14 protein-coding genes are annotated in these 13,108 nt (G+C 43.5%); 10 read left to right on the top strand and 4 right to left on the bottom strand.

Annotation, left to right across the window (positions count from 1 at the left end; translation table 11 throughout):
* The first annotated feature begins 138 nt into the window (after positions 1–138).
* From JHU38_RS05870 to JHU38_RS05905, 8 genes are all read left to right on the top strand, one after another.
* The gene (locus tag JHU38_RS05870; protein ID WP_107580923.1) at positions 139–2,577 is read left to right on the top strand and encodes a mechanosensitive ion channel family protein; all 2,439 of its coding nucleotides are present in this window, start codon (positions 139–141) and stop codon (positions 2,575–2,577) included.
* A gap of 2 nt (positions 2,578–2,579) precedes the next feature.
* Positions 2,580–3,353 (top strand): 3-deoxy-8-phosphooctulonate synthase, encoded by a 774-nt coding sequence (gene kdsA / locus JHU38_RS05875; protein WP_107580922.1) that lies wholly within the window; start codon positions 2,580–2,582, stop codon positions 3,351–3,353.
* Positions 3,354–3,380: 27 nt separating this feature from the next.
* The gene (locus JHU38_RS05880) at positions 3,381–4,358 is read left to right on the top strand and encodes a KpsF/GutQ family sugar-phosphate isomerase (RefSeq protein WP_107580921.1); all 978 of its coding nucleotides are present in this window, start codon (positions 3,381–3,383) and stop codon (positions 4,356–4,358) included.
* A gap of 13 nt (positions 4,359–4,371) precedes the next feature.
* Entirely contained in the window at positions 4,372–5,661 is a 1,290-nt protein-coding gene (cls, locus tag JHU38_RS05885; RefSeq protein WP_107580920.1) for a cardiolipin synthase, read from the top strand.
* A 15-nt stretch (positions 5,662–5,676) separates the two neighbouring features.
* Complete coding sequence (locus JHU38_RS05890; RefSeq protein ID WP_107580919.1) at positions 5,677–6,294, top strand: response regulator transcription factor; 618 nt, start codon at positions 5,677–5,679, stop codon at positions 6,292–6,294.
* Between the two features lie 282 nt (positions 6,295–6,576).
* Complete coding sequence (locus tag JHU38_RS05895) at positions 6,577–6,762, top strand: hypothetical protein (protein ID WP_107580918.1); 186 nt, start codon at positions 6,577–6,579, stop codon at positions 6,760–6,762.
* Positions 6,762–7,067 carry a type II toxin-antitoxin system YafQ family toxin gene (locus JHU38_RS05900; protein WP_107580917.1) on the top strand — a complete coding sequence of 102 codons (306 nt, stop codon included), beginning with the start codon at positions 6,762–6,764 and terminating at the stop codon, positions 7,065–7,067. Before JHU38_RS05895 ends, JHU38_RS05900 begins: the two co-directional genes overlap by 1 nt.
* Positions 7,068–7,405: 338 nt before the next feature.
* Positions 7,406–7,582 (top strand): hypothetical protein, encoded by a 177-nt coding sequence (locus JHU38_RS05905; protein WP_158267259.1) that lies wholly within the window; start codon positions 7,406–7,408, stop codon positions 7,580–7,582.
* A 145-nt stretch (positions 7,583–7,727) separates the two neighbouring features.
* Here JHU38_RS05905 and rny read toward each other — a convergent pair whose 3' ends face one another.
* The 4 genes from rny to JHU38_RS05925 all read right to left on the bottom strand — a co-directional run bounded on the left by rny (position 7,728) and on the right by JHU38_RS05925 (position 10,601).
* Positions 7,728–9,263, bottom strand: a complete 1,536-nt coding sequence (rny, locus tag JHU38_RS05910) for a ribonuclease Y (protein WP_107580916.1) — start codon at positions 9,261–9,263, stop codon at positions 7,728–7,730.
* Positions 9,264–9,302: 39 nt separating this feature from the next.
* Entirely contained in the window at positions 9,303–9,605 is a 303-nt protein-coding gene (locus tag JHU38_RS05915; protein ID WP_107580915.1) for a cell division protein ZapA, read from the bottom strand.
* Between the two features lie 8 nt (positions 9,606–9,613).
* Positions 9,614–9,907, bottom strand: coding sequence for a hypothetical protein (locus JHU38_RS05920; protein WP_107580914.1), 294 nt, complete (start codon positions 9,905–9,907; stop codon positions 9,614–9,616).
* A 67-nt stretch (positions 9,908–9,974) separates the two neighbouring features.
* Positions 9,975–10,601, bottom strand: a complete 627-nt coding sequence (locus tag JHU38_RS05925) for a hypothetical protein (protein ID WP_107580913.1) — start codon at positions 10,599–10,601, stop codon at positions 9,975–9,977.
* A 198-nt stretch (positions 10,602–10,799) separates the two neighbouring features.
* On the opposite strand from JHU38_RS05925, the gene JHU38_RS05930 reads away from it, so the two are divergent.
* Both JHU38_RS05930 and rfbA read left to right on the top strand, forming a co-directional pair.
* On the top strand, positions 10,800–12,212 hold the full coding sequence (locus tag JHU38_RS05930; RefSeq protein ID WP_107580912.1) for an exopolysaccharide biosynthesis polyprenyl glycosylphosphotransferase: 1,413 nt from the start codon (positions 10,800–10,802) through the stop codon (positions 12,210–12,212).
* A 1-nt stretch (position 12,213) separates the two neighbouring features.
* Complete coding sequence (gene rfbA / locus JHU38_RS05935) at positions 12,214–13,086, top strand: glucose-1-phosphate thymidylyltransferase RfbA (protein WP_107580911.1); 873 nt, start codon at positions 12,214–12,216, stop codon at positions 13,084–13,086.
* The last annotated feature ends 22 nt before the right edge of the window (positions 13,087–13,108 follow it).

Here is a 13,108-nt window from a genome sequence, read left to right on the forward strand (position 1 = left end):
AGTCCGTGTTTTTGTACAGAACAAATTGAAAAAACATTATTCAGTCGCAGAATTATCTATACTTTTGACTACCTTTGCATCAATATCACAGCTTTTTGCTTCCGCCCTATGGAAGCATATCATTGAAAAGGGGCATTTATGAATAAAAGGTCATTTGTTTGGTTGCTGCTTGTCATGCTCGTCTCAATTCCCTCAAAGGCCGTGCTGAAAGAGCGTGATTTATCTAAGACTCTCTCCATTCTTCGGCAGGAACTTACCGAACAACACGAAGAACTCGAACGGCAGTCGGATTATCTGAAAGAGCAACAGCAGCAAGTGCAACAAAACATGTATCGTATCATGAATCAAAGCAACCAGAACTCGCTCATGCTTTATTCACAAAAACAAGGATACGTGTTTGACCTTAGCTATGCCTGCCATGAAGCGACTGAACAGTATCATGAATTCAAGGAAACAGTTAAGCCGTTTAACTTGTTCATTACTAAAACCAATAATGAGATAGCACGCTTTGACAGTTTGATTATTAACCTAAGTAATATGCCGTTGATGTCGCTCACGCTTAGGGAACAAACCGACCGAAGCGTTTGTTTGGCATTGGCTGTAAACATAAGAAGAACGCTTAATGAGAATGCCGCGCAGTTCAAGGAATTTATCCGTTATTACAAACTTACCGAAGATCACTTGCGAAACTTGGACGATTACGCCAATAAACGTTACAAGGAGATACAGAATCATATATTTAATAATGGTAGCGACAACTATTTTTCTATACTGAAAAATTTTCATCATAACCTCAAGGAGACGACAGAAACAATAGCGGATAAATACAAAATAGACAGGAAAGTAAGATCAGACTGGGATGCCAGGGTATTGGTTGGCCTGCTGATGCTAATTGTGGGCTGGGGAATCTTTTCGGTCTTTCTCAATTTTATTTTCGTCAGACTGTTTCTGTCGCGCGTTCTTCGCAATGCCAAAGTCAGTCAGTTCTTTTCCAGATTTATGAACAAGGTTAACGAACACGCGATAGCCGAATCGTTTTTTGAAAAGCGCACTTGCATTTTTCTGGCTACGACGGTTATTACTTTCGCGATTGTCTTGGGTGTCATTCGTATGATCTGGATAGACCAGAACTTTATCATCATGGCCAGTCAGCTACTTGTAGAATATGCCTGGCTCATGGGCGTAATTTCCATTTCACTGCTAATCAGGCTGGATGGACACCAAATCAAGGCAGGTTATCGCATCTACATACCATTGTTGGTCGTAGGTTTTCTGGTTATTTCATTTCGTATCATTTTGATACCTAATGATTTGGTAGAACTGGTTTTCCCCCCGGTCTTGTTGGGTTGTACTATTTGGCAATGGATTTCCATTCAACACAACAACAAGAAAATACCCAAGTCGGATGTCTTCTATACGTATATGTCTTTGACGGTGTTTTTAATATCGCTTATCTGTTCATGGATAGGCTATGTTTTATTGTCGGTGCAGCTACTCATCTGGTGGATCATGCAACTTACCTGTATTCTGACGATCACTTGTATTCAAGGCATATTACAAAACTATGGTAAACGCAAAGGTTACTTTGATGGTGAAAAGACAATCAATGATACTTGGTTCTTCAAATTGATTTACCAAGTGATTCTACCGGTTTTGGGCATCGTTTCCATTATCATTTCCATTTATTGGGCGGCGGACGTATTCAATCTCAGTGACACGACTTGGAGAATCTTTACGGAGAGAATCATCAACAATCCCAATTTCACGCTAAGCATTATGGGCATTTCGCAAGTCATGGTGCTGTATTTCATATTCAAATACTTGAATCATACGGTTATCGAATGGCTTGAATATTACTTCAAGAAAATGGATCCGACTACCTATATCAGTCGGACAGCCATGTCGAAAAACGTCATTCAGGTAGTGATATGGGGAACTTGGCTGTTGATTAGCTTATCCATTTTCAATGTTAACAATTCATGGCTGGTCGTCGTTTCAGGCGGTTTGTCAACCGGTATCGGTTTCGCCATGAAGGATATTCTGGAAAATATCTATTATGGCATATCTCTGATGGCCGGTCGTATCAAAATCGGCGACTGGATAGAATGTGACGGCATTCGCGGAAAAGTGAGTTCTATTTCATATACGAGCACCCAACTCGACACGGTTGATGGCAGCGTAATAGCCTTTCAGAACAGTCAGCTCTTCACGAAAAATTATAAGAATCTCACAAAGAATCACGGTTATGGCCTATCGGTAGTTCCTATTGGTGTGGCCTATGGGAGCAATGCCAACGAAGTGAAAACGATTCTTATTGACGCGATCAAGAAATTGGATTGTCTGGATAAGCGACGCGAAGTAAAAGTGGTGTTTGCAGGATTCGGTGCCGACAGCATCGATTTTAAAGTGCTTGCGTGGGTTCCGGTTTTACAACAGACATACGCGGAGGGCGAAATAATGGAAACGATCTATCAAACACTCAATGCCCACCATATAGAAATTCCATTTCCGCAGCGTGATATTCATATTATCCGGGCAGATGATGAAAACGAACTCAAAATGGCTACAAATTATTAATTATGGACAATCCTCAGTTATCCCCCATATTGATTGCCGGTCCTTGTGTTATCGAATCTGCTCAGCTGCTTGACACGGTTGCGCTGGAACTTGCCAAAATTCGCAAGACCCTCGGCGTAGATATCATCTTTAAGGCCTCGTTCGACAAGGCTAATCGCACTTCCATTCGCTCGTTTCGCGGACCGGGTTTGGAAAAGGGACTCCAAATGCTTGCCGATGTCAAAGAGAAATATGATCTGCGCGTCCTCACGGATATTCACGAAAGCTATCAGGCTGAAGCCGTAGGCTCCGTTTGCGACGTCATCCAGATTCCCGCATTTCTGTGTAGGCAAACCGACCTATTGATAGCCGCGGCTAAGACGGGGAGAATCGTGAATATAAAAAAAGCGCAATTCCTAAGTGGCAAGGACATGAAATATCCCGTAGAGAAAGCGCTTGAGAGCGGTGCCAAGGAAGTTTGGCTGACAGAAAGGGGTAATTGCATGGGATATAATAATCTGGTTGTTGATTTCAGAAATATTCCCGACATGAAGGAGATTGTTCCGAATGTTATCATGGACTGCACGCATAGCGTGCAACGACCGAGCGCCGGAGACGGCAAAACAGTCGGCGACCGTAAGTTTGTCCCCATGATGGCTTTGGCGGCCAAGGCCTTTGGAGCTACAGGGTATTTCTTTGAAGTGCATCCTAATCCCGATCAAGGACTATCTGACGCGGCCAACATGTTGGAATTGGCAAAACTCGAAGGATTGATTCGGGATATATTAAAAAAGTAATAACACAAAATTCTTAATCTTACCCAGATGAAAACCAGCATAGAGGAAAGAATAAAAGAAGCCAAGCAATACGGCATACAGTGTCTGAAAGACGAAGCTGACGCGATTCGTAATCTCACGGAACAATTAGATGACAGCTTTGAGAAAGCTGTCAAAATGATATATTCTTGTCATGGAAAAGTGATTGTAACAGGAGTTGGTAAAAGTGGAAATATCGGTGCCAAGATCGCCGCGACGCTTGCTTCGACAGGCACTCCCGCCTTCTTTATTAATCCACTCGACGTATATCATGGAGATTTGGGAGTCATGACATCCGAGGATGTAGTGCTTGCGCTTAGCAACAGCGGGCAGACAGACGAGCTGCTCCGGTTTATTCCGATGGTGCTGCATATGAATGTGCCAATTATCTCGATGACAAGTAATCCCGATTCACTGCTTGCTAAATATAGCAACGCCCATATCAAGGTATGGGTTGATCATGAAGCCTGTCCGCTCAATCTGGCTCCAACCAGCAGCACGACCGCGGCTTTGGCAATGGGCGACGCGTTGGCAGTGGCACTGATGATCGTCAGAGATTTCAAGCCACGCGACTTTGCGCAATTCCATCCGGGAGGCGAACTCGGCCGTAAGCTGCTGACCATGGCAGAGGATGTCATGCGTACCGAGGATTTGCCTGTCATCTCTAAAGACATGCACTTAGGCGAGGCCATCATCCATGTAAGCAAAGGTAAACTGGGACTTGGGGTTTCACTTGAAAACGGCAGGGTCATTGGACTTATCACCGACGGCGACATCAGAAGAGCCATGGAGAAATGGCAAGCGGAATTCTTCAATAAGACAGTGAGCGATATCATGACACGCAACCCCAAACAGGTTTCTCCCAAGACAAAAATATCGGAGATACAGAGAATCATGCATGATAATAAAATCCACAGTGTATTGGTTGTCGACAAGGAGAATCATTTAATGGGCGTAGTAGATAGCTACGCGGCTACTCTGCTGTAAAATGAATGTAATTATGAAGCGTTCTGCCAGACGTATTTTCAATATTCTCACACGCTGCCTATTATACTTTTTATTACACGCAAGCATAGCCAATGCTCAGAAAGCGGATTCGCTCATCGTACAAGACCTAAGGGCCGAACGAGTCACATTCAGTCATAATAATTCAGTGACACTCCTGACGGATGGCCAGCAAAAGTTTGATGATCTGTTCAAGGCCATCCGACAGGCCAGGGAGAGTGTGCACTTGGAATATTTTAATTTCAGAAATGATTCAATTGCGCGGATGTTGTTCGAATTGCTCATCGCCAAAGCGCGTGAAGGCGTCGAGATAAGAGCGCTTTTCGACGCTTTCGGAAACTCTTCCAATAACCGTCCGCTAAAGAATTATCATTTAGACAGCATTCGGGCCGCAGGCATTGAAATATATAAGTTTGATCCGATCACTTTTCCGTGGATCAATCATGTATTTTCACGCGACCACCGTAAAATAGTAGTCATTGATGGCAGAATTGCTTATACGGGAGGGATGAATGTTGCCGACTATTACATAAAAGGAACAAAAGTAGTTGGCGAATGGCATGATATGCACTGCCGCATTTCGGGCGAGGAGGTGAATACGCTGCAGCGCATCTTTCTGAAAATGTGGAATAAAGTAGCCGGTCAGCATGTAGACGAAAGCCGATATCTGAATGGGGGGAAAGACATATCTTATTTCAGGAATCTCAAGCCCGATGAATGTGAATCACGCGGCAACAAGATGGTGGGTATCATCAATCGTGAGCCCCGCGTCAGCAATAAGATTATCAGAACGTTTTACTTATCGGCCATCAACAGAGCACAAGACAGTATCAAATTGATCAACCCATACTTCACACTCAATCGCGGCATCAAAAAAGCGCTTAAACGGGCTGCCGGACGTGGTGTAAAAGTGGAAATCATGCTGAGTGTCAAAAGCGATATTCCCCTGACACCGGATTGTGGCTTCTATAACGCCTACCAACTTATGAAAGCCGGATGCGCGGTGTGGATGTACAAACCGGGCTTTCATCATACAAAAATCATAACAGTAGACGGCAACGTCTGTACGGTGGGTAGCGCGAATCTGAATTCAAGAAGCCTCAGTTGGGATTACGAGGAAAACGCGGTCATCGTAGACCGGTGCACAACAGCCCAACTTGATAATTTGTTCGATAAGGAAAAGGCCGACTGCTTCAAACTGACGAGCAAAAGCTGGAACCAATGGAGAAACGGTTGGCAGAAATTCAAAGGATGGTTTGCCCATTTACTGGCACCATTTCTATAACTCAAAATAAACAAAATGACCAATGATAATTTGAAACAGAAGGGAATGCGACCTAAAATAGCCATTATCGACAAGAACACGCTTGCTGTAATGGGCCTCAAACAGATTCTGCAAAACGTCATGCCCATTATGAAAGTAGATCATTTCGCGACCTTGGAAGAACTGCAAAGATGTGATCCGGACTCTTATGTCCATTACTTTGTCGCGATGAACATCATACTTGAGAATCGGCAGTTCTTTCTTGACCGTCGTGTGAAAACAATAGTCTTGGTGCCGTCAAATGATCCTAATTCTCAATTAAAAGGATTTAATTGCCTCTGCCAGAGCGTATCAGAGGAGCAGTTTGTCAAAAATCTGCTCATACTGGAACAACATGCTCATCCTCACGGAGAGCATTTTCCCGAAATGCCTAAGCCGTTGAAAGCCAAGATACTGAGTGCCCGCGAGATTGAAGTCCTGTCGCTCATAGCCCAGGGAATGCTCAACAAGGAAATAGCCGAGCAGCTCAACATCGGCATGACCACCGTCATCACACACCGCAAGAACATCATCGAGAAGTTAGGACTGAAAAGCGTTTCCGCCCTCACGATCTACGCCGTCATGCACGGCTACGTAGACATCAGCAAGATATAAGCGTTAGCGTAAAACCGCGTTTTTTCGGAGAAAAGCCTGCAAAGCAAATCATGGAAACGAAAATCCACGCAGCGGATTTGGAATTATTGTAGGAAAACGCTATATTTAGATAAGATACTCACGCTCGACAAAGCAAATTAAAACAAGTTTTATTTGCATTTGCGCTCGCTAAATCGTATATTTGCAGAAAATGGCGGCACTCGGCAAATTGAAAACAAACTTTCTTTGCACTCGTTTGCACAATTTTTGCACCGGAACAATAAAAGAACAGGAGGTAAAACTATGAATATCAACGAACGCACGAAGGAAGGACGCAGCATCGTGGACTACCTGCGCGAAAAGGGTTTGATATCAACAGCCAAGACAGACAACGGAAGAGAGGCTACGCGCCGTGCACTCCGCGAATTGAGCGAGGGCAAGGTAACCCATTGTAGAAATTTTGACGACTATCTGAAAAGTGTCAAGTGATGCGTGAAATCGTCTATACAGGGCAATATAAGCGCGACTTGAAGCGTGCCCGCAAACGTCGGATGCCGGAAGATGACCTTAACGAAGGCATTCGCCTACTGGCAGAAGACAAACCATTGCCCGCAGAAAGACGCGACCATGCACTTACAGGCGAATTCTCCGGGCTGCGTGAATGCCACATTCATCCCGATTGGCTGTTGGTGTACAGCAAAGAAGATGTCATTTCTGCAGAAAAGGAATCAGTGGAAAAGGAATTGCATATTCTGATTCTTATACGCACCGGCACACACGCCGATTTGTTCTGACATTTCTTTTGCGGAAATCTTTTCCGTCCCACGTTCACGAGCAGAGCGTGGGACGCTTGTTTTCCCACAAACCGCCAGCCGAGATTTTTTGTTTTCCGTCGTGTGGTCTATGTTGAAATGCTCTCTCGGGAGCAGAAAACTGCGATTTTTCTTCGGAAATAGCCGTCGGGAACTCAGAAATCGCGATTTTTCGACAGAAATCGCCGTCGGGAACTCAGAAACTGCAGGTTTTTGACAAAAATAGCCGTCGGGAACTCAGAAACTGCAGTTTTTCAGCAAAACTTCCTGTAAGGAGCAAATAAATCGCGATTTTTCAGTAATCTTTTAGCCAAAAATCCATGGAAATCAAGACAATCAACAAGGCACTCTACCAGCCGCGTCAGGAGGAAAGAACCAAGGGTCTGGAGAAGTTGGATCGCAAGCGCGACCAAGCCTACGCTCGCTGCAACACGGTCGAAAAGAAATCGACGCGCACCACGACTGCTCCGGAAACGCCTGCTACTGAAGCGCCGTAGGATGGTAGCGGAAAGAGATATTCAAAACAAGACGAACCTCGAAAGTCAATCATCCGACTTTCGAGGTTCGCCTTGTTTTCTCCCCATGGAGAACTTCGGCCCGGCAAGAGCCTCTGTTTTATGATGGTAGAATGGCCCCTGCCGGTTACTTGGCGTAGGCCACGGAACGGGTTTCGCGAATGACCGTGATTTTTACCTGTCCCGGGTAGGTCATCTCATTCTGTATCTTGGTGGCTATCTCGGAAGAGAGCTTCTCTGATTCGGTGTCGTTCATCTTGTCGGCGCCAACAATCACTCGCAGCTCACGACCGGCCTGGATGGCGTAGGTCTTCGTCACGCCCGGATAACTCATCGCGATAGCTTCCAGGTCGTTCAGTCGCTTGATGTAGGCCTCAACAATCTCGCGGCGGGCACCCGGTCGAGCGCCGGATATCGCGTCGCAGACCTGCACGATAGGGGCCAACAGCGTATTCATTTCTATCTCATCGTGGTGGGCTCCGATTGCGTTGCAGATGTCTGGCTTTTCCTTATATTTCTCCGCGATTTTCGCGCCATAGAGGGCGTGCGGCAGTTCGCTTTCCTCGTCTGGCACCTTGCCGATGTCGTGGAGCAGGCCGGCACGCTTGGCTTTCTTGGGGTTCAATCCCAATTCGGAAGCCATGACGGCACAGAGATTGGCGGTTTCGCGCGCGTGCTGCAGCAGGTTTTGGCCATAAGAAGAACGGTATTTCATCTTGCCGACGATGCGGACCAGCTCGGGATGCAGTCCGTGGATGCCCAAGTCAATGGCGGTACGCTTTCCTGTTTCAATAATCTCGTTTTCGAGTTGTTTTTTCACTTTCGCGACAACTTCCTCGATGCGGGCCGGATGGATTCTTCCGTCTGCGACAAGTTGATGCAGGGCCAGGCGGCACACTTCGCGACGGATCGGATCGAATGCAGAAATAACAATCGCTTCGGGCGTATCGTCGACAACAATTTCAACGCCTGTGGCTGCTTCCAAAGCGCGGATGTTGCGACCTTCGCGTCCGATGATTCGCCCTTTCACCTCGTCGTTGTCGATGTGGAAAACGCTCACGGAATTTTCTATGGCCGTTTCTGTCGCGGTGCGTTGGATGGTCTGAATAACGATTTTTTTGGCTTGTTGGTTGGCGTTGAGTTTGGCTTCGTCCATGATCTCATTGACATAACTTGCCGCGTCGAGCTTGGCCTGATCCTTCAGGCTTTCTATCAGGCGTTCCTTGGCTTCTTCTGCGCTTATGCCTGAGAGTTCCTCGAGCTTAGCACGCTCTCGGTCCTGCATCTTATCCAGTTCTTCCTGCTTGATAGACAAGAGTTTTTTCTCGTTGTCGATTCGCTGTTGATTCTGTTCTACCTCTTGCTTTCTGCGGGTGATTTCTTCCTGTCGCTGATTGAGAGAAATTTCGCGTTGCTTCAAGCGATTCTCGTTTTGCTGAACTTTCAGATTACGCTGCTGGACTTCTTTTTCCAGTTCGCTTTTCTTGTTAAGGAATTTCTCTTTTACCTCAAGGAGCTTTTTCTCTTTAATCACATCGGCCTCTTTCTGAGCCGAATCAATCATCGCATTGTATTTTCCTTTAATCATATAACGGAAAACACTATATCCTGCCGCTCCGCCTATGATTAAGGCAACAGCGGCCGTGATTAGTAATTCTATCATTTTGTTTTATTTAAGTAAGTATAAATCATATTCTCAAATTCATTTAGCCAGAGCCGATTCGATTTCAGAAGTCAACTTGTCGAGAATATCATTGTAGGGTTGCGCGTCGTTACGATCTTCTATCCTCTGATAGCGCAATGCTATATCAACCAAAGCCATATACAGGATTTCCTTGTCACTTTTCTGGTTCTTGAAAATATTTGCGTAAGTATTAACGGCGTCGTTGATCATTTTGCCTGCGTCACGATACAACTTCTCCTCTTCGCGATTAATAATCACGGTGAGATTTGTATCATACAGATGCAAATTAATATGTAATTTCTCTTTGTTTTCTCCTGCCATCGTCACTCTTATTTTTCACTCAACAAAGTGAGACATTTGTTGACATCCCTGATTAGCTTGGATAATCTTTTCTTGGCGCTTTCCATATCCGTGTCGGAGACTTCGATCATTCTTGCTATCTTCAGGCTCTCATAGCTTTTCTTTGCCAAATCCAATTGTTCTTCCAACTGCTTGATCTTGATGTCACGTTCGTCAACCATCGTGTACAGGTCTGCGTTTTCATTCTTCAATTCCTGGTATTGAATGATCAGCTGCCTGACACGGGTAGAAAACGTATTTAATCTTTTCTCAGCAGACTCCATAGAATTACAATTTGATTACAAAAATATAAGATTTTATTGATAAGCCCAAACTTTTTAAAGTTTTTGCCTATTCAGCCTGCCCATCTGCAGGCTTAGGTTCTTTTTTGGCAAGCATCACGACTTGGTATACAAAACCAGAAACCCACTTTTGACTAAAGCCCAGACGGTTATTATATTTGCGTATGGCCAACACTGCCTTAATGACACCGGCGTCTGAAAAATCGTTTTTATTAAAAATGTCGTTGACCGTCTTCTCTGTCATCGTATAAAGCGCGCTCTTCAGAAATGAAGGCAAACGCAATTTATATTTCATCAGATTGCCGGTCAGCATCATCAAATCCTGGCTGAAGCCCTGAAACTGAATCATATACGTCTGAACGTCTGTCACTTTATGGCAGTTTTTGCGAATACTTTGATCAATTTCTTTAAAAAACGTGTCATCCGTTTTATAAAGTTCCTTCATCATCTTACGGCAATGGCTCTTTTCGCCTATACCTAATTTATTATTAACAGTCGGAATATGCAATGAAGCCTTGAAGGTTCGCAAATCTGGAAGCATGGCCAAATTATTGATTCCCAATGTCGCAGCAATTGAAGCCTGGAAATAGACTCTCACTAACGTCATGTAGTCTTCCATGCCTCCCGCTTTTTTCTCATATTCTTTCTTCTTGAATAATTTTTCAAATATTCCCATGATTATTAATAAAGTCTTAAATATATTTCTGTTGCAAAGATAGTAACTTTCATCTTATTTTTGCAAAAAAGGCCTATAAAACAAAGATTTTGCGGTGACAATATGACCATTTTCAACAAAATTGATTAACTTTGCGACAAAATCAAGTTATTTTCCCGTTTGTTCCAATTAATGGTACATGCCTGAATAAAAGATAACATGAATTATTATAATAGTAATAATGAGGCCGTTCAATCAATGGTTTATTTGATTGATTTCTTGGTTCTTAATATATGTATGCTTGTATTTTGCTATGCTATGCCAGGCATAGTGCCCAATTATATTTATAACGCAACAAAGATTTCTGTACTGGCAGCAAATTTTGCGATGGCCATTTCGCAATACTTTTTCTCAACAATCGTTCTTGTGGGGGCGGTCTCATTTTACAACATGATGGGCCGAATATTTCAGTTAGTCTTTTCGCAAGGGGTTATCATGTTGCTTTTTTTAAGTATTTTGAGCCATGAGAATTTTTTGCGCTACTGCATCTTTCTTTCAATTACATTTTATTTTAGTTTGACCATTGTACGCTATTGCGAACTGTTGGTAATCAGATATTTTCGAAAGCAAGAAAGAAATATCCGTAACATTCTGTTTGTGGGGCACGATCCTGCGATTGTCAATCTATACAAAGATATGATTTCCGACTTTTCTACGGGTTATCGGTTCTTGGGTTATTACAGCGACAGAGAAATCAATAATTGTCCTGAAAAATTGTGTCATCTTGGTTCCATAGATGACCTTAATAGTAAGATGGAAAGTTTTCCTGGCTCTCATAGTTCGAAAATAGATAATATATTTGTTTGCCTTTCTCATGATGAATCGGATGAGATTATAAAAATCATGAGGTTTTGCGATAAGAATGTTATTCATTTCTACTATCTTCAGCGAATGTTTGGCAATTACATGTTGCATCTCAAGGCGGAGCAATTCGGTTCGAATCAACTCTTTGTTAATTATAAGGGTCCACTTTCACATTGGACAAATAGTTTTGTCAAACGGACTTTTGATATTCTTGTCAGCGGAATTATATGCCTATGTATGATCCCACTGATTCCTATTATTGGGATTATTATTAAACTTCAAAGTCCGGGACCGGTTTTCTTTGCACAAAAGAGAACAGGTATCAATGGTAAAACTTTTCTTTGTTATAAATTCCGTTCCATGCATATTAACAAACATGCAGACATGATACAGGCAACGGAACATGATGTTCGTAAATTCGCGTTTGGTAGTTTCATGCGTAAAACTAATCTTGATGAATTTCCCCAATTTTTCAATGTGTTGTTGGGAGACATGAGTATCGTTGGCCCTCGTCCACACATGCTACTTCACACCTCGGAATATAGCCGATTAATAGACAAATACATGGTTCGTCATTTTTGCAAGCCCGGTATTACAGGCTGGGCCCAAGTCACGGGTTTTAGAGGTGAGACCAAGGAGTTGTGGCAAATGGAGGAAAGGGTTAGACGAGATATCTGGTATTTAGAGAATTGGACCATTTTTCTTGATTTCAAAATTATGCTATTGACAGCAAAAACGATATTTATTCCCGACAAAAACGCATATTAACATGAAAGGAATAGTCTTAGCAGGTGGTAGTGGCACGCGTCTCTATCCCATAACAAAAGGGGTCAGCAAACAGCTTATCCCCATCTACGATAAGCCGATGATTTATTATCCAATCTCGGTCCTCATGTTAGCAGGCATACGCGACATTCTTATCATCAGCACTCCATACGATTTGGCGGGATTCAAGCGTCTTCTCGGTGACGGACATGAAGTAGGCGTTCGTTTCGAATATGCCGAACAGCCTACTCCCGACGGTCTGGCTCAGGCATTTATCATCGGAGAATCATTTATTGGCAATGACGATGTGTGTCTCGTATTAGGCGATAATATCTTTTATGGCGCAGGCTTCTCGGGACTTCTCAAAGAAAGTATTGAAGCGGCTAAGCGGGGTGTTGCCAGTGTCTTTGGTTACTACGTCAATGACCCGGAAAGATATGGTGTGGCAGAGTTGGACCACGAAGGCAATTGTATATCCATAGAAGAAAAGCCACAACATCCTAAAAGCAACTATGCCGTTGTAGGACTCTATTTCTATCCTAACAGTGTTGTAGAAATTGCAAAACAGATTAAACCTTCCATGCGAGGTGAACTTGAAATAACAACTGTTAATCAGCAATATCTCGCAACTCATTCTCTAAAAGTCAGGACATTGCAAAGGGGATTTGTCTGGCTCGATACAGGAACTCACAACAGTCTGTCAGAAGCAAGTTCCTTCATAGAAGTGATCGAAAAGCGTCAGGGACTTAAAGTGGGTTGTCTGGAGGAAATCGCGTTTAGGCAAAACTGGATTACAGCCGAACAACTCAAAGAAAACGCAAAGCCTATGCAGAAAAATGAATATGGAAAATATTTGTTAGGTTTTATTAAGTCATAGCTTGAAGCTGATAAAGTACAAT

Source organism: Prevotella illustrans, assembly GCF_017426725.1.
GTDB lineage: Bacteria > Bacteroidota > Bacteroidia > Bacteroidales > Bacteroidaceae > Prevotella > Prevotella illustrans.

What these genes read in the sequence shown, in the direction of transcription:
- JHU38_RS05870 (WP_107580923.1), top strand. Translation starts at nt 139, where the DNA reads ATGAATAAAAGGTCATTTGTTTGGTTGCTGCTTGTCATGCTCGTCTCA.
- kdsA (WP_107580922.1), top strand. Translation starts at nt 2,580, where the DNA reads ATGGACAATCCTCAGTTATCCCCCATATTGATTGCCGGTCCTTGTGTT.
- JHU38_RS05880 (WP_107580921.1), top strand. Translation starts at nt 3,381, where the DNA reads ATGAAAACCAGCATAGAGGAAAGAATAAAAGAAGCCAAGCAATACGGC.
- cls (WP_107580920.1), top strand. Translation starts at nt 4,372, where the DNA reads ATGAAGCGTTCTGCCAGACGTATTTTCAATATTCTCACACGCTGCCTA.
- JHU38_RS05890 (WP_107580919.1), top strand. Translation starts at nt 5,677, where the DNA reads ATGACCAATGATAATTTGAAACAGAAGGGAATGCGACCTAAAATAGCC.
- JHU38_RS05895 (WP_107580918.1), top strand. Translation starts at nt 6,577, where the DNA reads ATGAATATCAACGAACGCACGAAGGAAGGACGCAGCATCGTGGACTAC.
- JHU38_RS05900 (WP_107580917.1), top strand. Translation starts at nt 6,762, where the DNA reads ATGCGTGAAATCGTCTATACAGGGCAATATAAGCGCGACTTGAAGCGT.
- JHU38_RS05905 (WP_158267259.1), top strand. Translation starts at nt 7,406, where the DNA reads ATGGAAATCAAGACAATCAACAAGGCACTCTACCAGCCGCGTCAGGAG.
- rny (WP_107580916.1), bottom strand. Translation starts at nt 9,263, where the DNA reads ATGATAGAATTACTAATCACGGCCGCTGTTGCCTTAATCATAGGCGGA.
- JHU38_RS05915 (WP_107580915.1), bottom strand. Translation starts at nt 9,605, where the DNA reads ATGGCAGGAGAAAACAAAGAGAAATTACATATTAATTTGCATCTGTAT.
- JHU38_RS05920 (WP_107580914.1), bottom strand. Translation starts at nt 9,907, where the DNA reads ATGGAGTCTGCTGAGAAAAGATTAAATACGTTTTCTACCCGTGTCAGG.
- JHU38_RS05925 (WP_107580913.1), bottom strand. Translation starts at nt 10,601, where the DNA reads ATGGGAATATTTGAAAAATTATTCAAGAAGAAAGAATATGAGAAAAAA.
- JHU38_RS05930 (WP_107580912.1), top strand. Translation starts at nt 10,800, where the DNA reads ATGAATTATTATAATAGTAATAATGAGGCCGTTCAATCAATGGTTTAT.
- rfbA (WP_107580911.1), top strand. Translation starts at nt 12,214, where the DNA reads ATGAAAGGAATAGTCTTAGCAGGTGGTAGTGGCACGCGTCTCTATCCC.